Origin of the sequence: Pseudoxanthomonas jiangsuensis (assembly GCF_010093185.1) — a bacterium.
Taxonomy (GTDB): Bacteria; Pseudomonadota; Gammaproteobacteria; order Xanthomonadales; family Xanthomonadaceae; genus Pseudoxanthomonas; species Pseudoxanthomonas jiangsuensis.
Map to the genome: position 1 here is coordinate 1 of NZ_PDWL01000037.1, position 24,799 is coordinate 24,799.

At 62.5% G+C, this 24,799-nt stretch carries 21 protein-coding genes and 2 pseudogenes; 6 read left to right on the forward strand and 17 right to left on the reverse strand.

Translation table 11 applies throughout. From position 1 onward, the window contains the following. The 10 genes from CSC62_RS16260 to CSC62_RS16305 all read right to left on the reverse strand — a co-directional run. Positions 1 to 263 (reverse strand): transposase (locus tag CSC62_RS16260; RefSeq protein ID WP_162407742.1); only part of this gene is annotated, 263 nt, incomplete at its 3' end. A 130-nt stretch (positions 264 to 393) separates the two neighbouring features. Then, positions 394 to 927 carry a DUF305 domain-containing protein gene (locus CSC62_RS16265; protein ID WP_162407743.1) on the reverse strand — a complete coding sequence of 178 codons (534 nt, stop codon included), beginning with the start codon at positions 925 to 927 and terminating at the stop codon, positions 394 to 396. A 74-nt stretch (positions 928 to 1,001) separates the two neighbouring features. Further along, positions 1,002 to 1,316 (reverse strand): hypothetical protein, encoded by a 315-nt coding sequence (locus CSC62_RS16270; RefSeq protein WP_162407744.1) that lies wholly within the window; start codon positions 1,314 to 1,316, stop codon positions 1,002 to 1,004. 28 nt (positions 1,317 to 1,344) lie between these two features. Further along, positions 1,345 to 3,771 (reverse strand): heavy metal translocating P-type ATPase, encoded by a 2,427-nt coding sequence (locus CSC62_RS16275; RefSeq protein WP_425502044.1) that lies wholly within the window; start codon positions 3,769 to 3,771, stop codon positions 1,345 to 1,347. A gap of 40 nt (positions 3,772 to 3,811) precedes the next feature. Next, entirely contained in the window at positions 3,812 to 4,354 is a 543-nt protein-coding gene (locus CSC62_RS16280; RefSeq protein WP_162407745.1) for a DUF411 domain-containing protein, read from the reverse strand. 70 nt (positions 4,355 to 4,424) lie between these two features. Next, positions 4,425 to 5,267, reverse strand: coding sequence for a c-type cytochrome (locus CSC62_RS18115; protein ID WP_246194508.1), 843 nt, complete (start codon positions 5,265 to 5,267; stop codon positions 4,425 to 4,427). A 12-nt stretch (positions 5,268 to 5,279) separates the two neighbouring features. Then, positions 5,280 to 6,551 (reverse strand): copper resistance protein B, encoded by a 1,272-nt coding sequence (locus tag CSC62_RS16290; RefSeq protein ID WP_162407746.1) that lies wholly within the window; start codon positions 6,549 to 6,551, stop codon positions 5,280 to 5,282. After that, the gene (locus tag CSC62_RS16295; protein WP_162407747.1) at positions 6,548 to 8,416 is read right to left on the reverse strand and encodes a copper resistance system multicopper oxidase; all 1,869 of its coding nucleotides are present in this window, start codon (positions 8,414 to 8,416) and stop codon (positions 6,548 to 6,550) included. The genes CSC62_RS16290 and CSC62_RS16295 overlap by 4 nt, the downstream gene beginning before the upstream one ends. Before the next feature lie 113 nt (positions 8,417 to 8,529). Continuing rightward, a complete protein-coding gene (copL, locus tag CSC62_RS16300; protein WP_102254396.1) occupies positions 8,530 to 8,949 on the reverse strand; it encodes a transcriptional regulator CopL in 420 nt (139 codons plus the stop codon). Positions 8,950 to 9,123: 174 nt separating this feature from the next. Next, complete coding sequence (locus tag CSC62_RS16305) at positions 9,124 to 9,474, reverse strand: helix-turn-helix domain-containing protein (protein WP_005996633.1); 351 nt, start codon at positions 9,472 to 9,474, stop codon at positions 9,124 to 9,126. Positions 9,475 to 9,594: 120 nt separating this feature from the next. Between CSC62_RS16305 and CSC62_RS16310 the strand changes: the two genes are divergently transcribed. Beyond that, complete coding sequence (locus CSC62_RS16310) at positions 9,595 to 10,353, forward strand: hypothetical protein (RefSeq protein WP_228903388.1); 759 nt, start codon at positions 9,595 to 9,597, stop codon at positions 10,351 to 10,353. A 20-nt stretch (positions 10,354 to 10,373) separates the two neighbouring features. On the opposite strand, the gene CSC62_RS16315 is transcribed toward CSC62_RS16310, so the two are convergent. Further along, complete coding sequence (locus CSC62_RS16315; RefSeq protein WP_054668669.1) at positions 10,374 to 11,426, reverse strand: DNA-binding protein; 1,053 nt, start codon at positions 11,424 to 11,426, stop codon at positions 10,374 to 10,376. Between the two features lie 262 nt (positions 11,427 to 11,688). Between CSC62_RS16315 and CSC62_RS16320 the strand changes: the two genes are divergently transcribed. Further along, a complete protein-coding gene (locus tag CSC62_RS16320; RefSeq protein ID WP_046932181.1) occupies positions 11,689 to 13,266 on the forward strand; it encodes an ATP-dependent nuclease in 1,578 nt (525 codons plus the stop codon). Then, the gene (locus CSC62_RS16325; RefSeq protein ID WP_046933399.1) at positions 13,244 to 14,332 is read left to right on the forward strand and encodes a UvrD-helicase domain-containing protein; all 1,089 of its coding nucleotides are present in this window, start codon (positions 13,244 to 13,246) and stop codon (positions 14,330 to 14,332) included. Before CSC62_RS16320 ends, CSC62_RS16325 begins: the two co-directional genes overlap by 23 nt. A gap of 281 nt (positions 14,333 to 14,613) precedes the next feature. Here CSC62_RS16325 and CSC62_RS16330 read toward each other — a convergent pair whose 3' ends face one another. From CSC62_RS16330 to CSC62_RS16355, 6 genes and pseudogenes are all read right to left on the reverse strand, one after another. Further along, positions 14,614 to 14,889, reverse strand: a complete 276-nt coding sequence (locus CSC62_RS16330; protein WP_046935218.1) for a hypothetical protein — start codon at positions 14,887 to 14,889, stop codon at positions 14,614 to 14,616. Between the two features lie 9 nt (positions 14,890 to 14,898). Beyond that, on the reverse strand, positions 14,899 to 18,087 hold the full coding sequence (locus tag CSC62_RS16335) for an efflux RND transporter permease subunit (RefSeq protein ID WP_046935219.1): 3,189 nt from the start codon (positions 18,085 to 18,087) through the stop codon (positions 14,899 to 14,901). Between the two features lie 8 nt (positions 18,088 to 18,095). After that, positions 18,096 to 18,908 (reverse strand): annotated as a pseudogene (locus CSC62_RS16340) (efflux RND transporter periplasmic adaptor subunit); the annotation flags it as partial. A 134-nt stretch (positions 18,909 to 19,042) separates the two neighbouring features. Further along, positions 19,043 to 20,320, reverse strand: a complete 1,278-nt coding sequence (locus CSC62_RS16345; protein WP_162407749.1) for a TolC family protein — start codon at positions 20,318 to 20,320, stop codon at positions 19,043 to 19,045. Positions 20,321 to 20,732: 412 nt separating this feature from the next. Then, positions 20,733 to 21,350: a cation diffusion facilitator family transporter gene (locus tag CSC62_RS16350; RefSeq protein WP_046932167.1), complete on the reverse strand. Its 618-nt coding sequence runs from the start codon at positions 21,348 to 21,350 to the stop codon at positions 20,733 to 20,735. Continuing rightward, entirely contained in the window at positions 21,347 to 22,531 is a 1,185-nt protein-coding gene (locus tag CSC62_RS16355) for a DUF3703 domain-containing protein (protein ID WP_127170488.1), read from the reverse strand. The genes CSC62_RS16350 and CSC62_RS16355 overlap by 4 nt, the downstream gene beginning before the upstream one ends. A gap of 99 nt (positions 22,532 to 22,630) precedes the next feature. Here CSC62_RS16355 and CSC62_RS16360 point away from each other — a divergent pair, with 99 nt between their 5' ends. The 3 genes and pseudogenes from CSC62_RS16360 to CSC62_RS16370 all read left to right on the forward strand — a co-directional run. Next, positions 22,631 to 23,053, forward strand: coding sequence for a MerR family transcriptional regulator (locus CSC62_RS16360; RefSeq protein WP_046932166.1), 423 nt, complete (start codon positions 22,631 to 22,633; stop codon positions 23,051 to 23,053). Further along, a complete protein-coding gene (locus CSC62_RS16365) occupies positions 23,050 to 24,318 on the forward strand; it encodes a site-specific integrase (RefSeq protein ID WP_162407750.1) in 1,269 nt (422 codons plus the stop codon). The genes CSC62_RS16360 and CSC62_RS16365 overlap by 4 nt, the downstream gene beginning before the upstream one ends. Before the next feature lie 24 nt (positions 24,319 to 24,342). Next, a pseudogene (locus CSC62_RS16370) lies at positions 24,343 to 24,672 on the forward strand (DUF4158 domain-containing protein); the annotation flags it as partial. Positions 24,673 to 24,799 lie beyond the last annotated feature (127 nt).

Sequence of the window (24,799 nt, forward strand, 5' to 3'; positions counted from 1 at the left end):
GCGGCGGCTTTTTTTAGGATGTCGCGCTCCTCGGTCACCCGCCGCAGCTCGGCCTTGAGCCGGCGGATCTCGGCTGACTCGCTCGGCGCAACCGTGGCTCCAGCGGCCGGCATCGTCTTCTTGGCCGTCTGCACCCAGCCATACAATGTGTGCTTGGGAATCCCGATCCGCGAGGCGACGTCCACTACCGTGAAGCCACGCTCGATCACCTGCTTCACCGCTTCGGCCCGGAACTCATCCGTGTACCGCTTGCTGTTGCTCATAAACACCTCGGTCATTGCCATCAACTATGGCAACCGGATGTCTACGAAAGGCTGGCCGGTCCATTTATTGCGATCAACACAGAGAGATCCTGCGTCTAATCCTATAGCGGACGCAAAGGACTGCCGGGCGTTAGCGGGACCGCTCGGCGAGAAGCTGCTTCATTTTGGCGATCTCTTGTGTCTGCGAAGTGATGATGTCTTGGCAGAGCTTGACTAGCTCAGGATCCTTCAGGCGGTTTTCCTCGCACATCAGAATGGCGCCAGCATGATGAGGAATCATGGAGCGGATGAACTGCCGATCGGTCACCGCAGCCTGCGTGCGGATTCCCCACCAGCAGAACAGCATGAACGCCACGGTCACGCCGGCCAGGATCAGATTACGCCGACGATCGGGGTACATGCTGGACATGAGCCAAAGCTCGATCAACAGCATCGGCGCGGCCATCAGGCCCGCCATGTAGAACTGGTTGACGTTGTGATAGACGTTGGCCCACTGATCGACCATGGCATACATCAGGGCGTACATGGCCAGGAACGACAAGGCCATCATCAGCAGCAAGCGACCGTAGTGGCCCTGATGCGTCTGACCGGAACTTCCGTGCGAGGCGTGTTGCTCTGAATGCTGCGTGTGCGTGCTTTCGTGCTTACCGTGCGAAGAAGACATGTCGATCTCCGTGGGAATGGCAGAACATCGCCGAATCCCGGGGGCCAAGGAACCAGCCCCCGGGGAGATAGCAGTTACATACCCTTGCCGGCAGCGAATTCCTGCGGGCTCAGCTTGCCGTCCTTGTTGCCATCAAGCATGCCGAAGTGCGGCGCGAGCTTGTGCTTGGCCAGTTCTTCCTCGGACAGCGCGCCATCCTTGTTGGTATCGAGCTTGGTGAAATCGGCATCGGCCGCGGCCGGCTTGTGCTGTCCATGCTCCTGCTTCTTGTGGTCCATCGGCTTGTGCTGACCGTGGTCGGTGGTGGGCGTGGTGGTCTGGCCGCCGGCGAAGGCCGCGCCCGCCATCAGAAACAGGGCCATCATCGAGAGGGAGGCATAACGCTTCATTGCAGTACTCCTTGTGGGATATGAGCCATCAGTGACAGGAATGGCCGCGCGCAGGCTCATCGGCGCGGTCAGGGTGGGGGGTGGCAACAACGGTGGAGCCGGACAAACGCAAGGCATTGGTGACCACCGAAACCGAGCTCAGGCTCATGGCCAGGGCCGCCATCATCGGACTGAGCAAAAGGCCGAAGCTGGGATACAGCAGGCCGGCGGCGATAGGCACGCCGATGGCGTTGTAGACGAAGGCGAAGCCCAGGTTCTGCTTCATGTTGGCCACCGTCGAAGACGAGATGGCACGGGCTTGCACGATGCGCCTCAGATCACCCTTGACCAGGGTGAGCTGGGCGCTGGACATGGCCACATCCGTGCCCGTCCCCATCGCGATGCCCACATCGGCTGCCGCCAAGGCCGGCGCATCGTTGATGCCATCGCCAGCCATGGCCACACGACGCCCTTGGGCTTTGAGTTGCTGGACCAGTTCGGCCTTGTCCTGAGGTTTGACGCCGCCACGCACATCGTCGATGCCCAGCGTGCGCCCCACGGCCTCGGCCGTCGCCTGTGCGTCACCGGAGGCCATCACCACGTGCAGGCCATCGGCACGTAGCAGGTTCAAGGCAGGCAAGGTCGTGGTTTTGATGGGATCTGCTACCGCAATGGCACCGGCCAATCGTCCATTGACCGCCAGGAACATCACGCTGGCGCCTTCCTTGCGCAGACGCTCAGCGCTGCTCTGCAAGGGCGCAACATCAGCCCCTATCGATGCCATCAAGCTTTGGTTGCCAAGCACAACATCCTGATCGGACACGCGCCCGCGAACGCCTTGACCGGTGAGCGAATCGAAATCTTGGGCGGCCACCAGGTTCAAGCCACGTCGCTGGGCTTCAGCCACGATGGCCTCGGCCAAGGGGTGCTCACTGCCCTGCTCCAAGCTGCCAGCCAAGCTGAGGATCTGATCAGCATCGAAGCCGGCGTAGGAGAGCGTGTCGCGAAAGGCTGGACGCCCCTCGGTCAACGTACCGGTCTTGTCCACGATCAACGTGTCGATCAGACGTAGCTGTTCGATCGCCTGAGCATCGCGGAACAGGACCCCGACCTGTGCAGCGCGGCCGGTGGCGACCATGATCGACATTGGGGTAGCCAAACCTAGGGCGCACGGGCACGCAATGATCAGAACCGATACGGCATTGAGGACGGCAAAGGTCCAGGACGGTTCGGGTCCAAACAGGCCCCATCCGAAGAACGTGAGCACCGCCGTGGCCAGCACGGCCAGGACAAACCAGTACGCCACCTTGTCCGCCATACGCTGCATCGGCGCGCGGGAGCGCTGGGCTTGGGCTACCAACTGCACAATCTGCGCCAGTACCGTCCCGGATCCCACTTTGTCCGCCCGGATGACCAGGGCGCCCGTCCCGTTGAGCGTGGCGCCTATGACGTGATCACCGACAGTCTTCTCCACCGGAATGGGTTCACCGGTCAGCATCGACTCATCGACACTGGTGCGACCTTCGATGACTTCCCCATCGACCGGCACCTTCTCGCCCGGTCGTACGCGAAGTAGATCGCCCACGTGCACGTGATCCAGCGCAACGTCCTCTTCGCCCCCATCGGGTTTGACGCGGCGAGCCGTCTTGGGCGCCAATCCCAGCAGGGACTTGATGGCCGCCGAGGTTTTGGAACGCGCCCGCAGTTCCAGCAGCTGTCCGAGCAGGGTGAGCGAGACGATGACCGCTGCCGCCTCGAAGTAGACCCCTACCCGTCCATGCTCGCGGAAAGAGTCCGGAAACAGGCCCGGTGCCACGGTGGCCACCACGCTGTAGCCAAACGCGGCGGCCACGCCGATGCCGATCAGCGTCCACATGTTGGGGCTGCGATTGCCGATGGACTGCAGGCAGCGTTCAAAGAATGGCCACCCCGCCCAGAGCACCACTGGAGCGCTCAGCACGAGCTCAATCCAGGTGCGTGCCTGCGTGGACAAGCCGGGCAGACGATGTCCCAGCATGGCCAAGACCAGGACGATCAACGTCAAAGGCAACGTCCACCAGAAGCGTCGGGTGAAATCGCGTAACTCTGGATTGTCGCCCTCCTCCAGCGAGGGCATCTCCGGCTCCAGCGCCATGCCGCAGATCGGACAGGTGCCGGGACCTGGCTGACGAATCTGCGGATGCATCGGGCAGGTGTAGACCGTGGCGTGGGTACCGCTGGGTTGGGCCACCGCTGCTGGGGCGGTCACTTCAACTTGCTGGGGAGCATCGTCCGTATAGCGGACGGGATTGGTGATGAACCGCTCTCGGCATTTGGCTGAGCAGAAGTGATACTTCGTTCCGCCATGCAGGGCGTGGTACGGCGTTCTTGCCGCAGAGACCTGCATACCGCATACCGGATCACGCACCGAGTCTGGACCATCGCTGGCACCCTGCGGCATCGCCTTGCCGGCTTCATCGTGGGAATGAGGGGACATGGATCACTCTGGTCTGGAAGAAGGGATCGCGAGCAAACTGTCAGCTGCGTTGACCGTGCAGGACGTAAGGCTGCGTGGTGCCGTCGGGCAGTACAAATTCCACCGTATAGGGTTGAACACGTCCGTCGGGCATCTCCATACCAGGAGAACCGGCGGGCATCCCCGGTAGCACTAATCCACGGCCTACCGGGCGCTCACGAAGCAGGCGCAGGATGTCCTGCGCCGGCACATGACCTTCGACGATGTAGCCATCAATCTCGGCGGTATGGCACGAGCCGCGTCCATAAGGAACGCCCAAGCGCGCCTTGATCGGGTTGAGGTCTTCGCTGTTGTGCACCTCAACCGTAAAACCTGCTTTCTCCAGATGCTCCACCCACAGTTGGCAGCAACCGCAGGTCGCACTCTTATGTATTTTGACCAACGGCAACGGACGCTGCGGTTGAGCGACCTGCTGCGCAGCCGACGTTGTCGGAGATTGGGCGGCCGATGCCGCCTCTGTACTGACAGCCGATTCGGGGCGCGCGCATGCGGTCAGCGACAAGGCCGTGGTCAGCAGAAAGAGACAGCTGCGAGAAGTATTCATCATGCGTCCTCAAGAGATGCCCGAGCGCCGAGGCGCTCGGGCGTGGAGCCGGGGCAGCTCCATGAAGGAATCAATGCTGGTGGTCGTGGCCGTCATCGGCCTTGGGGGCTGGCTCGGCTGATTTGGCTGGCATGGAGGAGTGCTGATCATGCTCACCTTCGGATGTGGCCTGCGCGGGTTGCTTGGCTGGCTCGGCCGCATGCACGTGCGTCTTGCCGTCGGCATGCACGTGCGTGGTGCCTTCCTTAGCTTTGCTCATGTCCATGTCCATGCCACCGGCTTGATGACCCTGGTCATGGCCGTCACCCATCTCTGCTCCATCACCGCTGCCATGGTGATCTGCACCCGCTTCCTCGCCGTGCGAGTGCCCGCCGGTCTCACCACCGCCGTGTGAATGACCATCACTGCTGGCCACCAACGCCTGGTAGCCGGCCTTGTCCAGCGTGGGCAGCTTCTGCAGGAAGGCCGACATGTTCCAGATGAACTCATCGTCCATGCTGCCGCCCCACGCGGGCATGCCGCTGGCCTTGATGCCGTGCTTGATCACCCAGAACGCCTCAGCTGGAGCGACCGGCTGTTTGCTTAGGTTCGGTGGCGCGGGGTACAGGCCCTTGCTCATCTCGGTGGCCGCCGCCTCTGGCGACAGATGGCAGGTCACGCACATGGCGTTGTAGTTGCCCGCACCCTGGCGGATACGCTCAGGATCACCCAGGTTCGTGGGAACCTGAAGCTTGGCGGCGCGCACCTCAATGGAACGCTCGCGCGCCGTTTCAAGTAGCGCATACACCGGGCGACTATGCGGATCGTCGGCGGCCACGTTGTACACGCCCAGAGAGACCGTGGCAGTTGCCGCGACCGCAACCAATCCCACGCCGGCACCGAGCCATACCCACATCTTTTTGTTGGATTTCATTGTCAGTTCCGCTCAGAACCAGGTACGAAGGCCGATGACCAAGCGCGTGTCTTCAAAGGACTCGCCATGCTCGCGTCGCATGTCTGCGGTATTGCCAAACGCGCGCTCGTACACCACGCCGATGTAGGGAGCGAACTTTCGGGTGAACTCATAACGAAGTCGTAGCCCCGCCTCAGCGGTACTCAGACCCGAACCTATCCCGCGCAATGGATCGTTCTTGCCATAGGCGGTGACTTCCACCAGCGGCTGCAAGATCAGCCGGTTGGTTAGCAGCAATTCGTACTCGGCCTCGACATTGGCAGCAGTCTGGCCGCCTTCGCCGAGATAGGCTGTGGCGGATACTTCGAACTTCATCGGTGCCAAGCCCTGTACGCCGATAGCGGCGAAGTTCTGCGAAGCCCCCGGCTTGAAGTCATGGCGCACACCGGCCACCACATCCCACCACGTGGAGATACTGCGGCCGTAGAGCACTTCCAGATCAGCCGACTCGGTCTGACCATCTGTGCGTTCGCCTTCACTGCGGAACCAGACGCGATTGAGGTCCGTACCGATCCAACCCTGACCCTCCCAACCCAGCCCGGTGCCCGGATCGGCATCCCAGGCTTCCAGGCGATTGAGCAGTACGTAGCTCTTGATCGAATTGTCATGCACCGGATGCGCGTGTGCGGGCGCGATGGCCGCCTGACGATCAGCCTCGGTCACCGCAGGAATCGGGGTGCGCGGCTGCGTTGGTGCGACAGGCCCATGTCCCATCTGACTGTGGTCCATGCCCTCCATCGATTGCATGCCAGCTTCTGGCGTAGCGGATGCGGGCGAACCGTGGCCCATCTGCGAATGGTCCATCCCCTGCATCGCAGGCGTGGACGTGCTGGAGGCGTCGGACGCAGCGGGCTGTGCCATCTGACTGTGATCCATGCCCTGCATCGGCTGCGTCTGCGCCTTGGGCGCTGCAGGTGTACTCGCGGGCGAGCTGTGCCCCATCTGCGAGTGGTCCATGCCCTGCATGGCAGGCTCGGCTGCTTTAGCCTGCGGCGCGGCGTGGCCCATCGCCGCATGATCGATCGTCGCTTCGCTCGTCTTGGCCGGTGTTGCAGGCTTTTGGGCTGGCGCAGGTTTTGATGTCGGCGCCTGATGTGCAGAGTGATCCTGAGTTTGGGTCTGCGCGCCCTGCTCCATCGGCATGGAGCCGTGCTGCATAGATTGGGCGCTGGCCGCATTGGCCAGGGCCAGCGAGATAGCCAGCGTCAGCGCAGTCAGGGTGGTATCGCGTCTATTGATGTTCATTCTTCGACCCTCACCGTGCGCATCATTCCGGCTTCCATGTGATAAAGCAGGTGGCAATGGAACGCCCAGCTGCCCAACGCATCGGCACGCACGCGATACGTACGTCGGCTGCCTGGCGGCATGTCCACCGTGTGCTTGCGCACCATGAAGTTGCCGCTATCGTCTTCCACATCGCTCCACATGCCGTGCAAATGGATCGGGTGGGTCATCATCGTGTCGTTGACCAATACGATGCGCATGCGCTCGCCGTAGTTCAGCCGTAGCGGCTCGACATCGGAAAACTTCTGACCATTGAAACCCCAGGAGAATTTCTCCATGTGTCCGGTCAGATGCAGTTCGATCTCGCGACCGGGGTCGCGTCCGTCAGGGTCTTCAAAGGTGCTCTTGAGCATGGAATACGTCAGTACATGACGGCCGTTATCGCGCAGGCCATTGCCCGGATCGTCCAAGCGCGAAGTCACGCTCATGGCTTGGTTGTCCAACAGCGGATTGTTGGTCTCGCTGGCAGGGTGTGATTGCATGCCCCCATGCTGCATGCCGGCCATGGCACCATCGCCGGCGGCGGGCATCGCGTGACCCGCATGGGCCGAGGCCTCATTGCCGCTGGCAGGTGGGGTCATGCCGGGCATGCCCATGGCTGCACCACAGCCGCCTTCCATGCCCTTGCTGCCGCCAGACATATCCATCGATCCATGATCCATGCCCATGTCTGCCATCGTCAGCAGCGGCCGGGGATCCACAGACGGAAGAGGCGCGCGTAGTCCTTCGCGCACGGCGAGCGTGCCGCTGACGTAGCCGGTGCGACCGGAGTCCTGGGCAAAGATGGTGAATGCGTCCTGCCCGGAGGGCTCCACGATCACATCGAAGGTTTCTGCTACTGCAATGCGGAACTCGTCGACCGAAACCGGATGGACGTACAAGCCATCCGCCGCGACCACGGTCATCTTCAACCCCGGAATACGCACATCGAAGTACGTCATGGCAGAGCCATTGATGAAACGCAGACGCACCTTCTCGCCACTGCGGAACAACCCGGTCCAGTTGCCCAGAGAGGTCGTGCCGTTCATCAGGTAGGTGTAGGTGTTGGCGTTGACGTCGGACAGATCCGTGGGCGTCATTCGCATCACGCCCCACATCTTGCGATCTTCCAACGTGGCCGACAGACCATTGCGCTTCACATCGCGCGCGAAATCGCCGACCGTGCGCTTGTAGTAGTTGTCATGGCCCGGCATCTTCTTCAAACGATCGAACAGGGCCGTCGGGTCCAGGTCTGTCCAATCGCTCAGCATCACGACGTAGTCGCGATCGAAGCTGAAGGGCTCCGGCTCCAATGGGTCGATGATGATCGGGCCATAGAGCCCGGCTTGTTCCTGGAACCCCGAGTGGCTGTGGTACCAGTAGGTGCCGCCCTGATGCAGGGTGAACCGGTAGTGGTAGGTCTCACCACGTCCGATACCGTCAAAGCTCAGGCCCGGCACGCCGTCCATGTTGGCCGGCAAAATGATGCCGTGCCAATGGATGGAGGTGTCCGCGCCATGGAGGGAGTTAGCGGGCAATGCATTGGAGACACGCAGGTTGACCGTGGTGCCTTCCCGCCAACGCAGCAACGGCGCCGGAACGGACCCGTTGACCGTGATCGCGGTGCGGGTCTTGCCGGTGAAGTTCATCGGCGTCTCGCCAATGGTCAGGTCAAACTCGGTGCCCGATAGTACGTTGGGTTGTCCCGGGCCCTTGAGCGCCCAACTGGCTTTGGGCCAGAAACCTAATCCTGCGACTGCGCCTCCCAAGGCCAAGCCCTGGACAAATCGCCGCCGCGAAGGCAGCAGCGGTCCACCGTGTGGACCACGAAAATCATCATGCGACATGAAAATGCTCCAAGCGTCGTGTTGCCACCGGCGGGCGGTGGTACAGAGCGGGCGGCTGGCCTAAACAGGCATGCAAGCCACACCAACGGCGCCATTGCGGCGCCTAGGGACGCTTAGCCGATCGGTGGTCGGATCAGATGAGGCAAGGCAGGTGCCGCATGCCCGAGGGGCAGCGGCATGACATCCAGGCCCAAAGCCAGTTGCACCGAAACATGCAGGCGCGCAGGAAGTGCGCTCGCGCACGCGTGTACGCAGGCGCACCGGCACGCAGAAGACTTGCAACAGTCGGGACCGGCATGGTCGCCATGCCCCGTGCCAGCCTTTTCAATCGATGTGGCATCGGGATGATGCTCAGCACTGTGATGGGCGACGCAGTCTTCATCGACTTGCACCGCGGCAGCCACTTCGCTGGCCTGCTCTTCCATGACCGGGTTCATACTGACCGAGGCAAACGCCGACCACGCGCCGTTAAGCACGAGCATGGCGATCAGGAACAGTCGCAGTAGAAGTGAGGAGGCTGACACGGGCGACATGATAAATCGCTTTAGACAAGGCGCGTGTGTATCGGTCGTGAACAAAATCTCAAGCAGGCCTGAGATGCCGCGACTTCTCAGTCGCACTAGCCACGGCCACTGCGACTCCCTCCAGGAGCGCCCAAAAGGCGGGTTGAGGCGAAGAATTGCCCTTGTGGTGAGCGCTTGTTCGGTTTACTTCTCGGGTGTGGCCTCGATCAGCTTCACCAACTCGCGCTTCTGCTGCTTGCTTAGCGAGCCCCAGCGCAGGAGCAGCTTGGCCAGCAGATCATCGTCGGTGTAGAGGAAGGCGGCGGGGATCCCCAACGCTTGAGCCAACCGCTCAGCAGTCTCCAGCTTGGGCTCGTGCTTGCCACGCTCGTACTGGTTGATTCGGGGGCTGGCCACGTGAGGATCCAGACCGGCCCGGATGCCCAACTCCTTCTGCGACAAACCCGTGTGCAGGCGGGCTTGTTTGAGGCGTCGAGCGAAGGTCGGTGTTGAGTCGACTGACAAAGTCACGCGCGCACCCCATGGAGACCCCATAAGGATGGCGGATGTACCCTGCCTTGCATACTAAGATATTCTTAGCTTTGAGGCAACCGGCGACCCCGGTAGCGCTGCCATCGCCAGGAGCCACGCCGCTCCCTCACCCCCGGAACCCGCATGCCCGGAACCTCGTCAATGACGCCATCTGGGGTCGCCAGCATCGAGGCGTTGGGGCTTCGTGGCACCCTTTTCCTTGCCGCGCTGCTGGCCGCGCAGCTACGACGCATACCGGTGGCGCCCACACGCCGCTCCACCTTGCTGGTGCTGGACGCCTTGCGAGACTTGGCCCTGATCCAAGTTCCCTGGCCAGCGGATCGATGGCAGATCCGACCCGATGCCGAGGTCACGCCCATCGAAGATCTGCAATGGGCTTTCGCCTGGTCTACCCACGAGCGCAGGCACCTGCTCCCGGTGCTGGAAGACCAACTCGGTGATATGGCACACGATGTAGAACTGGCGGACGCAAAACTAGAGCTGTGGGATGAACTTGCACTCTGGGAGACCGAGCAGTTTCTAGAGCAGCAATTGCTCAAACATCACTTCGACCCAGGCTGGGCACGTGATGTGGGGTTCGTGTTTCAATCCGGACCGCGGGGTCTGCCGATCGCGCAGTGGCGCTATTGTTGCTGGGCGGCGGTACGCCAAGGCGCGTCGGTGGCAATGCGTCTTGGCGTGCACGACAGCGCCCATGTGCGCGAGGCCATCTTTCAAGAGGTCAAGAAGCGCTTGCGCTACCTGATGACCAGTTCGCCCCAGCAAGGCATGTTCAAGCCCTACCATCTGGCACCGGAGTCCTCAGTAGCCAAGCTGTTCGTAGACTGGGTCGTACCTATGGAATGGGCGTACTGGACTGGGGAGCGCTATCCCGGCCGCTAGCAGGCAAACGAGTAGCCTCGTTAGTCCGCTCCCCCACCCTGCGTACTGCTGCGCCGGGTTCTCTTCACCGTATTTTGTGCCGGCGTCAGTTGATTCAGCAGGGGCTCCAGCGCTTCAAGACGCGCGTTGGCACGCAACGCATCGGCTTCAGCGCTCTGGCGGCGCTCACGCTCCTGCGCAAGGGTGTCTTGGACTTGAGCTAGCTCGCTGCGCAGGGCATCCAAGGCCTTGACGTCAGTCTTCCAGCGCTCCTGCAGTGCCATGTGGTCCGTTGCGGTCTGGCGCAACGCCACGATCTCGCTGTGTTGGCCTTCGTGGACCTGCCTCAACTGGACAAGCTCACGCTCAATCCGCCCATGGCGCTCCAGCCATTGGCCATTGTCGCGGTTAAGCACCAACAGCTCCTGATTCTTCGCGCCCAAGGCTTCATTGGCCTGACGTAAGGCTACTTGCAGCTCTTGGATCTGATGCTCGTGACGGCGAAGCTCTTGCTCGCGCTGCTCTTTGGTTGAAGCGCGGTAGTGCTCGAGCGCTTCCCGGGCGTGGGCATGCTTGTCCTCCAGAGAACGCGTATGCGCCTCGTAATCAGCCAGCCGCACCGTCATGCCGGCGATGCGCTCATTCAACTGGGCGATTTCCGCGACCTTGTCGCGCAGATTCTGCTGAAGTAGGGCGTGAGCGGCTTGCTCTTGCGTCAAGCTGGTCTCAGTGCGCTGCAGCTGACTGCCCAGGGCAGCGGCTTCCTGTTGGGCGGTGGAAAGCGCTTGTTGCTGACGCTGGAGTTCGGCCCCATGGCGTTCTCGCTCCCTGGTGAGGATCGCTTCTGCCTCCTCTTGAAGTCGCGCAGCCAGGCGCGCGACCAAGTCTTGCAAGGCCTCACTCACGGCCACCGCACGTGACGGACCGCCGCCCTCCTCCTCTTCCAGTTCACGCAAGTAGCGATGGATCGTGGTCTTGGAGCCCGTGTTGCCCAGAGCCACCCGAACCGCGTCCACGGAAGGCTTCTTGCCTTGGGCCAGCAGCGCGTCACGCGCTTTCTGGACATCCCCTTTGTAGAGTCCTGCGCGCGCCATGATGCTGTTCTCCAATTATTTCGTAATGTATTACATACCATGTAATTACATACTAATAAAGAGTGCAGGCGGCCGTTCGGCGGCGGCTTTGCTCAGGCGGGATAATGTTGAATTATCCCGCGTGATCGGCCGCCAGCCGCCTCCGGGGTGTCTCACCCGTACGAAATCCGCCCCACTGGCCCGGTTTAGTATGAACGCCATGCCGGCGTGTCCGGATGGCTCCGGGCGCCGTGCTCGCGCTGCAGTCGTACAGGGATGAACCATGCCGATCGAACGAGTCGTCATCGAGAACTTCAAGGCGTTTGGCCACCTGGATTTGCCGCTCAACCCCCACATGAACCTGATCGTGGGCAACAACGAGGTCGGCAAGTCCACGCTATTGGAAGCTATTCATGCTGTCGTGACCGGCCAATTGCACGGACGAGGCATCGCCTACGAAATCACCCCCTACCTGTTCCACCAACCGGCTGTCGACGAGTATCTGGCACGTCTGCGGGATGGACAGCCTGGTTCGCCTCCGCGGATCGTGATCGAGGCTTACCTCGGACGGGATGCCACCCTGGCTTCATTGCGGGGTACCAACAACTCCCTCGGCGCTGACATGGCCGGCATTCGGCTGCTGATCGAACTCAACGAAGACTATCGCCCCGAGTTCGATGCCTATTTGCGCGAGCACCAGGGGGGCAGCTTGCCGGTGGAGTACTACACCGTCCGCTGGTATTCCTTCGCCAACAATGGCGTCACCGCCCGCAGCATCCCATTCGACTCCACGATAATCGATACCACCAGTGCCAAGACCTTTTCAGGCACGGATCGCTACATCGGCAGCATCATCGACCAGGTGCTTTCTCCGGCTCAGCGCGTGGCCTTGTCGCTGAGTTATCGCCGCATGCGGCAGAGCTTTTCCCAGGAAACGGACGTGGCGGCCATCAACACGTTCCTGGCCGAAAATGCGGGCGATGTCAGCAATAAGACGCTGACCGTGGGTGTGGACACCTCGGCGCGGTCGACGTGGGAGGCCAGTCTGTCTCCCTACCTGGACGATCTTCCTTTCACCCACGCCGGCAAAGGCGAACAGAGTGCGGTCAAAATGAAACTGGCCATGCGCGCGGCCGGTGCTGCGCACGTGCTGCTGGTAGAAGAGCCCGAGAATCATCTGTCCTTCTCCAGTATGACCCAACTGATCGACAAGATCGCAGCTCTGTCCACCGCCCAGCAAGTCATCATTGCAACGCATAGCAGCTTCGTGTTGAACAAGCTCGGCGTGGACAACGTGATCCTCTTCAGTGCACGCGGACACATAAAACTGGACCAACTGCCGACCGATACGCACGACTACTTCATGAAGCTGCCGGGTCATGACACCCTGCGGTTGATCCTGGCCAAGCAGGCGATCCTTGTCGAGGGCCCCTCGGACGAGTTGATCGTCCAGCGAGCCTTCAAGGATCACCACGGCGTGTCGCCGTTGGCCCGTGGCGTGGACGTGATCTCGGTCAACTCCCTGGCCTTCAAGCGATTTCTGCAGATCGCCCAACGCCTGGATATCCCAACCGCTGTCGTTACCGACAACGACGGCGACGTAGCCCTGCTGCAGGAACGCTACGCTGATTTCCTGAACTACATCTACTATGACTCCGATGAGGACGCACCCTCGCTGGAGCAACAATTGATCAAGGCAAATACGCTGGCGCAATTGAATCTGGTGTTGGATAAAACGTTCGCCGATGAGGCGGCGCTGTTGAAGTTCATGAAGGGCAACAAGACCGATACAGCGTTGGCCATCTTCAATAGTCCCCACTCGATCGTGTTTCCGGACTATGTCCAGCGTGCCATCGCCTAATCAGGTACTGCTCTCGGCGGCCGGTTCGGGCAAGACGACGATGTTGGTGCGCCAGTCCCTGGCGCGCCCGCAACGCCGGATCGCCATCCTGACCTACACGCTTGAGAACCTGGAAGAGATCAGGCGCGCGTTTGAACGGCAGGCTGGCGCCGTGCCGGCGCACGTGTCGCTCTACAGTTGGTACAGCTTTCTGCTGCGCGAGTGCATTCGGCCCTATCAGGCGGCGCTGTGTGCCCAGCCCCGCGTGGAGTCCATCCTCTTCGTTGAGGGCAGGACCAACAATCGTGCTCCCCGTAGTCAGGTGGCTCGTCACTATCTGGCCGGCGATCGAATATATTCCGATCGCGCCGCTGACTTTGCCGTGCGCTGCGATGAGCTTACCCAAGGCCGTGTCATCGAGCGTTTGGCGGCCATGTACGACGAGCTCTACATCGATGAGGTCCAGGACTTGGCCGGCTACGACCTGGACCTGGTCGAGCGCCTGCTCTCCAGCGGCATCGAGATCACGCTGGTGGGTGATACCCGCCAGGCGACCTACGCCACCAACCATTCTCCGCGTCACCAGCAATACCGTGGTGTGGCCATGATGGGGCTTTTCCAAGCCTGGCAGGCGCGGAACTTGTGTCAGATCCAGCATCGGGTGATCAGCCACCGCTGTGCGCAGTCGCTGTGTGATCTGGCCGATGCGCTGTATCCGCAGATGCCGCGCACCGAGTCAGGAAATAGCGAGCTGACCGGGCATGAGGGCATTTATGTGGTGGCACCCACTCTGGTGCAAAAATATGTACTGCAGTTCGCGCCCACCGTCCTGCGTTACGACCGGCGGGAAGCCTGCGATGGCTATCCTGCGGTCAACTTTGGACAAGCCAAGGGACGGACATACTCCCGCGTGCTGATCTATCCCAATGGCCCCCTGGCCCAGTTCCTGCGCACCGCTGACGCCTCCCGTATCACCTCACCGGCGAAGTACTACGTGGCGTTCACGCGGGCCCGGCAAAGCGTGGCCTTTGTCCTGGCAGGCGCCTGCGCCTGGCCAGGGCACCAAGTCTATGAGTCCCGAGACTAGTCGGGTGCTGCTCCCACGCTGCCGGCGCGCCCGGTGGGCTGCACAAGGCGTTGGTGTTCGGCCTGGCCTTTGGCCTGCTGGCGCTCTCTGGCGCACTGCTATGGCGAGCACGCGCTCCTCCGTGCCCAGCCGACCCCAGGCTGGCCGCCACCTGCACGCGATTGCGACGGATCAGCGTTTGGGTTGTGGGGCGTAGCAGCGCTCAGCACGACCTTGGGAACGGTGTTTGCCTTCGGTTGGATTGGTTGAGGGTTCGGAGGGCGGCAATGCCGCCCTCCGCTTTACCTCTTTTCGATAGGCCCACGGGTCGGTTGCGCCGGTGCCGGCCCGGGATCGTTGAATGTCAGGTGTAGTTCTGTTACGCCGAACTGAGTGGCGAGAATCTGGCCCACGACGGCCTGCACTGTGGCCAGGTCCACCGCCGATGAGGCCACTGTCACCGTGGCCTGAATGCCCAGCCCGGATGCGGCAGGCATCCACCGCAGATCGTCGACCGCCTTCACCCCGGGATCGGCGAACATCGCCGCACGCACAATTTCCAGGTCAGGCTTGGGCATGATGCTGCCTCATGCGAGCGCCGTGGTCGGGAGAACGGGCCGGTCGCGCTCTCGGTGTAACCACCGGTACAGCACGGGCAATACAAACAGGGTCAAGGCGGTCGAGGACAAGATGCCACCGATCACCACGGTCGCCAGGGGCCGCTGGACTTCCGAACCCGCACCGACATTGAGAGCCATCGGCAAGAAGCCCAAAGAAGCCACCAGCGCGGTCATCAGCACCGGACGCAGCCTGCCGAGCGCACCATCGCGCACGGCCTCATCCAGCGGATCGCCTTGTTCGCGCAGGCGTCGGATGAAGGCAATCATGACCAAGCCGTTCAACACCGCCACGCCCGATAGGGCGATGAAGCCCACGCCGGCGGAGATGGACAACGGAATTCCGCGCAGCGCCAGCGCGATGACGCCGCCGGTCAGCGCCAGCGGTACCCCGCTGAACACGATCGCAGCGTCCTTTGCCGACCCAAAGGCCATGAACAGCAGAGCAAATATGAGAGCCAAGGTGACCGGAACGACTACGGAAAGGCGCTGGCTGGCGGAGATCAATTGCTCGAACGTGCCTCCATAGGCCACCCAGTAGCCTTCCGGCATCTTCACTTCCTCGCCGATTTTGGTGCGCAAATCTCCCACGAAACTTCCCAGATCGCGTTCGCGCACATTGGCCGTGATGACCACGCGTCGCTTGCCGTTCTCGCGGTTCACCTGGTTCGGTCCACGCTCGACTTGGATGGTAGCGACCTCACGTAACGGCACGGTCCGAGGGCTACCGCCACGCCATGTCGCCTCACGGCTGGACTCATCGGGACTATTGTCCTCGGGCAACGGAATCGGCAGGTCTGCCAGCACCGCCGGATCTGAGCGCAACGTTTCGGGTAGCCGGACCACGAGAGCGAAGCGACGATCGCCTTCAATGAACTGGCCCGCTACCTGACCACCGATAGCGGTGGCCACCGTCTCCTGCACATCTCCTGGATTCAATCCATACCGTGCCAGCGCTACCGGGTCTGGGGTTACCGTGAGCAACGGCAGTCCGCTCACTTGCTCAGACTTCACGTCCTCAGCACCAGGCACTTCACGCATTGCCCGCTCGATGCGGCCAGCAAGTCGTGCGAGCTGATCCAGATCATCGCCATAGACCTTGATCGCCACGTCCGAGCGGACGCCGGAGATCAGTTCGTTCGTGCGCATCTGGATGGGCTGGGTGAACTCATAGTTGCTACCGGGGATTTTCTTGGCGGCTTGCTCCAGTTCTTCGATCAACTCTGCCTTGGGCTTGCGGGGATCTGGCCACTGATCCCGCGGCTTGAGCATGAGGAACGTGTCGGCCATCGAGGGGGGCATCGGATCGGTGGCTACCTCGGCGGTACCGATCTTGGAGAAAATGTTGGCCACCTCGGGAAACTGCGCCAATCGCTTCTCCAATGTTTCCTGCATCGCCACCGATTGCTCCAGACTCGTGCCTGGAATCCGCATCGGCTGCAGCGTGATGTCGCCCTCATCCAGGCTGGGCACGAACTCCGATCCCAGCCGCGTGGCCAGGATGCCGCACGCGACCACCAGTACCGTGGCGCCGCCCAGTACGGCCAATCGACGGCGTAGCGCCCAATCCAGCAGCGGCGTGTAGCGAGCTCGTGACCAGCGCATCAGTCGGTTATCGTGCTCGGCCACGCGTCCACGCAGGAAGGTTGCAATGGCCGCTGGCACGAACGTCAGCGACAGCATCATCGCGCCGGTCAGCGCCAGGACGACGGTAATGGCCATGGGGTGGAACATCTTCCCCTCGACGCCGGAGAGGGCAAAGATCGGCAGATAGACGGCCGCGATAATGCCCAGGCCGAACAGGCTCGGTCGAATGACTTCCGCCGTTGCCGAAGCCGTCAGGTCATATCGCTCTTGATCGTTGAGTTGCCTGCCCAGCGCATTCTGCGCCTCGCCGAAACGACGCAGGCAGTTCTCGATGATGATGACCGCACCATCCACGATAAGCCCGAAGTCCAACGCGCCCAGGCTCATCAGATTGCCCGATACGTTGCCTCGCACCATGCCGATGATGGTGAACAGCATGGCCAGCGGGATCACAGCTGCGGTGATCAACGACGCCCGGACATTGCCCAGTAACAGGAACAACACCACCACCACCAGAAGCGCGCCTTCGATCAGGTTCTTGGCAACGGTCCCTATGGTGCGATCTACCAACGCCGTGCGGTCATACACCGCCTTGGCGTGCACACCTTCGGGCAGACTGGCGTTGGCAGCCTCCAGCTTGGCCACAGCGGCCCGAGAAACGTCGCGACTGTTGGCGCCAAACAGCATAAAGGCCGTACCGACGACCACCTCATGCCCGTTCTGCGTGGCCGCGCCGGTGCGCAGCTCCTTGCCTTCGCCAACGGTGGCGACATCGCGCACGCGGATCGGGACGCCATCACGACGATCCAGCACGATGCTGCCGACCGCGTCCACATCCCGTAGCTGGCCCGGTACGCGCACCAGGAACTGCTGCCCGTTGCGCTCGATGTAGCCGGCTCCCACGTTCTGGTTGTTGCGCATCACCGCGCCAACAACGTCTTGGAGCGTGAATCCCAGGGCTACCAGTTGCGCTGGATCGGGAGTGATGTGGATCTGCCGTTCAAAGCCACCGATGGTGTTGACCTCGGTCACCCCAGGCGTGGTGCGCAGTTGCGGGCGGATCACCCAATCCTGCAGCGTCCGCAGGTCCGTGGCCGTGTACGGGGAGCCATCGGGCTTGCGGGCATCGGGCTCGGCTTCCACCGTGTACATGAAGATCTCACCTAGACCGGTAGAGATCGGCCCCATCTCAGGATCTAGCCCCTCAGGAAGCTGAGACGTGATTTGCTGCAGGCGCTCGGCGACCTGCTGGCGCGCGAAGTACAGGTCCGTCCCATCCTTGAAGACGACCGTCACCTGCGATAACCCATAGCGAGACAACGAGCGGCTGTAGTCCAACTGGGGCAAGCCGGCCATCGCCGTTTCAATGGGGAATGTCACCCGTTGCTCGGCTTCCAGCGGCGAGTAACCTGGCGCCTGGGTGTTGATCTGGACCTGGACGTTGGTGATGTCGGGCGTGGCGTCAATGGACAGCTGACGATAGCTCCACACGCCGAGCGCAATAAGCGCTGCGGTCAGTACCAGCATCAGCCAGCGATGGCGAATGGAAAAATGGATGAGGCGTTCGAGCATGGCGGGCCTCACTCTTCTTCTTCGACGGTGGACTTCTCGATGTCGGCCTTGACCAGGAAGCTCTGGGCCACCACCACCTGCTCACCGGCCTTCAGGCCTTCTAAGACTTCCACCCGTTCGGCGTCGCGTCGGCCTAGCTTCACCGGGCGCGTGTGATAGACCTCGCCCTGTTGCACGTACACCACGTCCCGATCTTCGGCGGTCTGCAGCGCGGTCACGGGGACTACCAGATCCGCTTCTGCGCGATCAACGGTAATGCGTGCTTTAACGGCGGAACCTGGCCGCCAGCGTCCATCGGCATTGCGCAAGCTCGCGCGTGCGATCGTGCTTTGGCTGGCCGTGGCGGTGCCGGGCAGCACGCGTTCCAAGGTCGTCTGCTCGGAAACGCTATCACTCAATCGGCTCACGGTCACCGGCACACCAGCTTCGATGTGCCCGGCGTCCCGTCCGAAGATATGCAGATCTACCCACAAGGTGGACAGATCTGCGATCTCGAACAAGGGCGCGCCTTCGGCGGCAGACGTGCCGACCGAGGCGGTCCGCGCCATCACCACGCCGCTTATGGGGGCGGTAACGGAATAGGTCGTCAGGCTCAAGTTGCTCTCCACCGTCGCGAGCACCTGTCCTGCCTTGACCTGGTCGCCCACGCCTACGCGAACGGCACGCACAGGACCGGGGAAACGTGCAGTCACCAGGGCGATGCGACCTTCGACCGGCGTAAGCAGCCCTTGGACTTCCTGCTCATCGGCGATCTGGCCAGGACCCACGCGGGCGGCGCGGATGCCGGCGGACTGTGCCGTTTGGGCCTCGATCGTGGTCTGTTGGGGCAGTTCTTCATGCTCGCCTTGTTCTTCGGCCTCACGGCCTTCTTCGGCCTCGCCACGGGCATTGGGTGCCGGGCCACTACAAGCCGTCAGGGCCAATGTCAGGGCTAGCGCGATCCAGGGGAAACGGCTCATGGGGTCAACTCTCCGGAGGTGGCGGCAGCGGCAGAGGCAACCATGGCCTGGCCGGTGAGCCGTTGGATTTCGATGAGGGCACGTTGCGCATCGAGCGCGACGTCCAGTTGTTGCTGCAGAGCTGCGGTCCTTTCGGACTGCAGCTGCGCCCATTCCAGATAGCCGATGGCCCCAGCGCGATATGCACGCTCGGCCGCTTGCTCAGCCTTGGTCAGCTTGGGCAGCACATCGTCTTGAAGACGGGCCACTTCGTCACGGGCGACGGTGTAACGGCCGTGGGCTTCGACCAGGGTGGAATACAACGCCATTCCCTGCGCCTCACGTTCGATCGAAAGCACTTCCAACTCCGCCTCAGCGGCACGAATCTCTGGTTGCGCCCGGCTTCGAGCACCCAAAGGCAGCGAGATGCCCCCCACGAGCGCGGTGTCGCTTGTGTCCTGCATCCGACGCACGCCGACTTGCCAAGCCAGATCCGACGTGCCTGCTGTGCGAGCCAGATTCAAACGTGCTTCGGCAATGCGCCGCTCGTCGACAAACTGGGCCAGCTCGGGAGAACGCTGCAGTTCTGAGGAAAGGGTTTCCAGAGAACCGATCGCCGGTAGTGCGAGCGGGTTGCCAGCGACCGGCGCCGACACGGGTTCACGCCCCCCCCAGAGGGCGGCCAGATGCTGGCGTGCAGCGCTGGCTTGCTGGGAGGCCCTTGCTTGGGCCAGCTCGGCTCTTGCCAAGGCAGCCTGTGCAGTCAACAGCACCGACTCGGGTGAGGCGCCGGCCTGCACACGTTGACGAGCAGCGGCCACGGTACGCTGGCGCTGTTGGATATCGACTTGGGCAATCTTGGCGGCCTTGTCCGCTGCAACCAATGCCAGATAGCGCCGCGCCGTTTCAGCCAACAGATCCAGCCGACGAGCTTCCCGCTGAACAGCCAGCGCATCGATGCGGCTCTGCGCCAGGGCCCTGCGCGCATCCAGTTTCCCGCCTCGCTCCAGCACCGAGCTCAGACTCACGGTGAACTCGGCGCTGTCCAAGCCTCTCGCATCTCCGGTACCCAGGGCATTCTCCACCTCGGCACCCAATGTCCAAGGCGGGCGCTGATTGGCGCCCTCGTGCTCGGCCGCCAGTACCGCGGTACGTGCCTGCACCAGGCGCAGGTCTGGATGGGCTTGGGCAACGCGGTCGAATGCGTCGTCCAATGTCATGGGGTCGACCGCCCAGGCAGGTATCCCTGCACCCAGCAGCAACCAAGCGGCCAGCGCCGCACGTCGCACTTGCATAGCAACACTCCAGAAGTTCAGACCAAGGGTTAAGGACTGGCCTACGCCAGCGCTTGGCCCGCAATAGGCGGTCGGAACGGATCGACCAATGGCCCTGTGGGCACCGTCTCCACCGCGTGTGGCTCTACGGCCTGCTGCTGCGGAGCAGGAGGTGGCGCCCAAGTCATCGCCGGAGCGGCGACTGCGTGCGCGCAGCAATGCGCGAGTTGATGCAACTGATGGAGCGATTTGCCCAAGGCGCTCTCATCAGCGGCCGCGTGGGACGTCATCAGCACTGCGTGAGCGCCGGACCACGTATGGGCTGCCTCGTGCATTTCGCCCACCGCCGTAAGCACCGGGTGCCATATGGCACCCAGTGCCAGGCTCAGCGCCAGCAGCCAGCGGAACGCGGGCAGAGCTCGCACACGCATCTTCACGCGGTCGGCTTGCCCACTTGCGTGCTGGCCCGACGTGCGTCACGCAGGATCTCGATGGCTTCCTTGATCACGTACAAACCGATAAGGGTGCCAATCACATAGTCGGGATAGGGATTGGCCAGCCACCACACCAGTACGCCCGCAAGAATGACGCCGATGTTGGCCACCACGTCGGCTCGGGTAAACAGCCACGTTGCTCGCAGATGGACCTCCCCGGACTTCAGCGGCGAGAGCATGCGCAACACGATGACGTTGACTACAAGCGATAGCAGCGCGGTGCCGATCATCCATCCGCTGAGTGGTTCGGCGCCCTGTAGTACCCGTCGTCCGACCTCCACCAGCACGCCAATACCCAGCACCAGCAGAATGCTGCCACTGAGCCAAGCGGCATTGGCCTTGAAGCGGGCCGTGCGTCCGATGGCCACCAATCCAATGGCGTACGCGGTGGCATCAGACAGCATATCCAGCGCGTCAGCCAGCAGACCTGTGGAATGGGCAATCCAGCCGGCGATGCCACCAATGACGGCCATGGCCGCGTTGAGGACCAAGGCAATCCACAGTACACGTCGCTCCTGGGCGTTCTTGGCCTCGTGATGGCAGCCACAGTCACTCATCGGGTGTTCTCCATGTAATTACGCAGTTCTGAAGGAATCGGCATCGTGCGCAAGGCGTTTACCCGAGCGCCACCGGTATTGCCTTTAGGCATCCACACCCATGTCAGGGTCGCAGCGGCCATCAGGCGCAGCAGTTGTCCAGCCATTTCGCGCATGTCGTGGGCTTGCCACGCCCATCTTGCGAACGCCCAATGACTACGCACGTGCAAGCGCGTGCGGTGCTGCGAGAGCACGTGGGCCAATTCGTACCGTTTGTAGGCCGTCGTGAGATCGCCTTGTTGTAGCGCTTGATCGCCTTGCCAAAGATATTGCGCAAAGGCCGTATCCCGTTGATCTGGAGCCTCGTTAAACGGCCAGCACATCTGCGCCCAATAGCTGGCAGGCATCGTTTCCTCGCGCAACCCGACCTCGCCGGCGCGCAGCGTTTCAGGGCGATCAAGGAAGGTGCCGCACAGACGATCCCAGATCATGAAGAACTCGCCGAAGTTGACCTGGGCATCTTCATAGTCACGCTTGTGATGCCACCGATGTACTTCGGCCACGCCTAGCCAGCGACGTAGCGGGCCAACGCGGTAGTCCAAGTTGGCGTGTTGGAAAGCCAGTTGAACACTCATCAGTGTCAGCCACGCACTGATCACCAGCGGCGGCGCACCCAAGGCGACAGTCAACCCCAAGCCCGGGCCGGCCATCAGCAGTGCACTCAACGGGTGACGACGTTCTCCATTGAGCCAATACAAGCGCTCAGCGCTGTGGTGGATAGCGTGCAGTTTCCATGCCCATCGCACCCGATGACTGAAGCGGTGCATGGCATACAGGCCCAAGTCGATCACCAGCCCCGCCAGCAGCATCTGCCCGATCAGGGGCCACTGGGTCGGCCATAGGCTGCCGGCGGGCAGCAGGCCGCGAAAGGCATGCAATCCATAGGCGGTGCCGGCCAGCAGGCCAAAGTTGACGGCGCCATGCATCAAGTCGGCTTTGAGGTCGCCTTGGCTATGGCGCCAAGACGGCTCGTAGGGCTGCAGCCACTCCAGCAGCGCCACCATGGCAATGCCCGCGGTCGCCAGGATCGCCAAGGTTGGCCAAGCCGGCAGGCCATCGGCCAATACTGCGGCCGTGCCGGCCAGAACCGCGCCCATCAGGGCGGGATACGCGGCATACCGGATCAGGCGTGAGCGCAACATGGAGAGCTCCGGACACGGGTAGAGGCGCGCGGGCGGGAGGCTGGCGGCTGGACAGGGGGCAAGGTAAAGTCCGTAGCTACTACAGAGTCAAGTCGCCACATGAAGATCAGTCAGGCCGCCGAGGCCAGTGGGTGCCATCTGGAAACCATCCGCTATTACGAGCGGATCGGCCTGTTACCCCAACCTGGTCGCACCGGCAGCGGGTATCGCGTTTACGAGCCTGCCGATATCGAGCGTTTGCGCTTCATTACCCGCGGCCGGGATCTGGGTTTCAGTCTGGAAGAGATCCGCAGCCTGCTGCAGTTGTCCGGGGACGACCAGATGTCCTGCATGGACGTAGATCGGCTGGCACGCAGTCATTTGGCTGATATCCAGGCCCGGATGGAGGATCTGCGCAGGATGGCCCGGGAACTGGAGCGGGTGATCGCCAGTTGCCATGGCGGACAACGTGCCGAGTGCACGATCCTCTCTACGCTGCGACAACCGGCCGGTTGCGCGTCGGCGGAGTGCTGCCAGGCGTGAGCGATGTGGACCGCTACCTCGAAGCGGCCACGCGTCAGAACACGCAGCGCAGCTATGCCTCGGCGCTGCGCCACTTCGAGGTCGAATGGGGTGGCCATCTGCCGGCGACGCCCGATAGCGTGGCCCGCTATCTGGCCGAGCAGGCCCCCAAGGCAGCAATCAACACGCTGAAGCAACGACTGGCAGCACTGGCGCATTGGCACGCCGAGCACGGGTTCGTCGATCCCACGCGTACGCCGCTGGTACGCAAGGTCCTCAAGGGCATTCAGACGCTACACCCCCGAATCCAAAAGCAGGCCACGCCGTTGCAGCTGGCCCAGCTGACCCAAGTAGTCGGGTGGCTGGACCAAGCCACGCTGGCGGCCCAGGAGCGCGCCGACCACGCGTATGCCTTGCGTGCCATGCGCGACAAGGCGCTGGTGTTACTGGGCTTTTGGCGAGGATTCCGCGGCGATGAGTTGATCCGGCTGCAGATTGAGTACTTGGAACTGGTACCCGAGCAGGGAATGATCTGCTTCCTGCCGCGCAGCAAGGGCGACAGACAGTCGGCAGGCAATACGTACAAGGTGCCCGCTCTGTCGCGCTTGTGCGCGGTCAGTGCCACGCAGGCCTGGGTGCAGGCAGCCGCGCTAACTCAAGGCCCGCTGTTCCGGCGTGTCGATCAATGGGGCAACGTCGGCAGCCAAGGGTTGCATCCGAACAGCCTGATCCCCTTGCTGCGCGACCTGTTTCAGTCCGCAGGTCTGGAGGCCGTGGGAGGCTACAGCAGCCATTCCCTTCGCCGGGGCTTTGCGGGCTGGGCCAATGACAACGGCTGGGACGTGAAAGCCCTGATGGAGTACGTCGGATGGCGAGACGTGCACTCGGCCATGCGTTACATCCAGGGCCGCGATCCGTTCGCCCGCCAACGCGTTGAAGCCGGCCTCCAGGCCGCGCCGCCCCCCGCGCTCGCCTCGGCGGCGCTGCCAGCGCCGGCCGCGACCGTGAGCCTGACGCTGCGCCTGCTAGTGAGCCCGTTTACGCCCCGAGGCAGGGGCGCTGGCCGCGCTCGGGCACGCATTGAGGCGATGTGCCTATCCCCGTTTCAAGCCCATCGGCTTGATGCCGAGGGAAGCGAGTACCGACTCACGATGCCGGTGGTCGACGCCGCGGACATGGACGAGAGGATGGCCATGCTGCTGGATGAGATGCATCGCGTTGCCGATAACCACCACTGCTTTCTGGAAGCCTCCGTGCGCGCCGAGGACGGGCGTCACTGGGATTGACCTCAACCCTGACCAGGGCACTGCATGGCGACGCTGCACGAGACCGCGTATCCGCGCCTGAAACCTGATCCCACGGCCAAGGAACTGGACGAGATTTACACGCCCAGCGGCGGCGAAGTGCGCCTCGCACGTAGCATGGCGACCCAGCCAACCACTCAGTTGGCTGTGCTCATTCACCTGAAGATGTTCCAGCGGCTGGGCTACTTCGTGATCCTAGCCGATGTCCCAGAACGGATTCGGCAACATATTGCCCAGGCAGCCGGGCTGCGCCGGGCGCTATCCATCCGAGACTTGAATCGCTACGACGTCTCCGGCGCTAAACGCGCCCATATGGCGCGCCTGCGAAAGTTCCTGTGGACCGGCCAGGCTTTTGTAGACACCTAGGGGCCATACTTCATGGCAATGACCGAGGTGTCTATGAGCAGCAACAGGCAGTACACGGATGAGTTCCGCAGCGAGGCGGTGAAGCAGGTGCTCGAGC

Coding starts and splice junctions, on each gene's coding strand:
- CSC62_RS16265 (WP_162407743.1), bottom strand. CDS start 927: ATGTCTTCTTCGCACGGTAAGCACGAAAGCACGCACACGCAGCATTCA.
- CSC62_RS16270 (WP_162407744.1), bottom strand. CDS start 1,316: ATGAAGCGTTATGCCTCCCTCTCGATGATGGCCCTGTTTCTGATGGCG.
- CSC62_RS16275 (WP_425502044.1), bottom strand. CDS start 3,771: ATGTCCCCTCATTCCCACGATGAAGCCGGCAAGGCGATGCCGCAGGGT.
- CSC62_RS16280 (WP_162407745.1), bottom strand. CDS start 4,354: ATGAATACTTCTCGCAGCTGTCTCTTTCTGCTGACCACGGCCTTGTCG.
- CSC62_RS18115 (WP_246194508.1), bottom strand. CDS start 5,267: ATGAAATCCAACAAAAAGATGTGGGTATGGCTCGGTGCCGGCGTGGGA.
- CSC62_RS16290 (WP_162407746.1), bottom strand. CDS start 6,551: ATGAACATCAATAGACGCGATACCACCCTGACTGCGCTGACGCTGGCT.
- CSC62_RS16295 (WP_162407747.1), bottom strand. CDS start 8,416: ATGTCGCATGATGATTTTCGTGGTCCACACGGTGGACCGCTGCTGCCT.
- copL (WP_102254396.1), bottom strand. CDS start 8,949: ATGTCGCCCGTGTCAGCCTCCTCACTTCTACTGCGACTGTTCCTGATC.
- CSC62_RS16305 (WP_005996633.1), bottom strand. CDS start 9,474: ATGGGGTCTCCATGGGGTGCGCGCGTGACTTTGTCAGTCGACTCAACA.
- CSC62_RS16310 (WP_228903388.1), top strand. CDS start 9,595: ATGCCCGGAACCTCGTCAATGACGCCATCTGGGGTCGCCAGCATCGAG.
- CSC62_RS16315 (WP_054668669.1), bottom strand. CDS start 11,426: ATGGCGCGCGCAGGACTCTACAAAGGGGATGTCCAGAAAGCGCGTGAC.
- CSC62_RS16320 (WP_046932181.1), top strand. CDS start 11,689: ATGCCGATCGAACGAGTCGTCATCGAGAACTTCAAGGCGTTTGGCCAC.
- CSC62_RS16325 (WP_046933399.1), top strand. CDS start 13,244: ATGTCCAGCGTGCCATCGCCTAATCAGGTACTGCTCTCGGCGGCCGGT.
- CSC62_RS16330 (WP_046935218.1), bottom strand. CDS start 14,889: ATGCCCAAGCCTGACCTGGAAATTGTGCGTGCGGCGATGTTCGCCGAT.
- CSC62_RS16335 (WP_046935219.1), bottom strand. CDS start 18,087: ATGCTCGAACGCCTCATCCATTTTTCCATTCGCCATCGCTGGCTGATG.
- CSC62_RS16345 (WP_162407749.1), bottom strand. CDS start 20,320: ATGCAAGTGCGACGTGCGGCGCTGGCCGCTTGGTTGCTGCTGGGTGCA.
- CSC62_RS16350 (WP_046932167.1), bottom strand. CDS start 21,350: ATGAGTGACTGTGGCTGCCATCACGAGGCCAAGAACGCCCAGGAGCGA.
- CSC62_RS16355 (WP_127170488.1), bottom strand. CDS start 22,531: ATGTTGCGCTCACGCCTGATCCGGTATGCCGCGTATCCCGCCCTGATG.
- CSC62_RS16360 (WP_046932166.1), top strand. CDS start 22,631: ATGAAGATCAGTCAGGCCGCCGAGGCCAGTGGGTGCCATCTGGAAACC.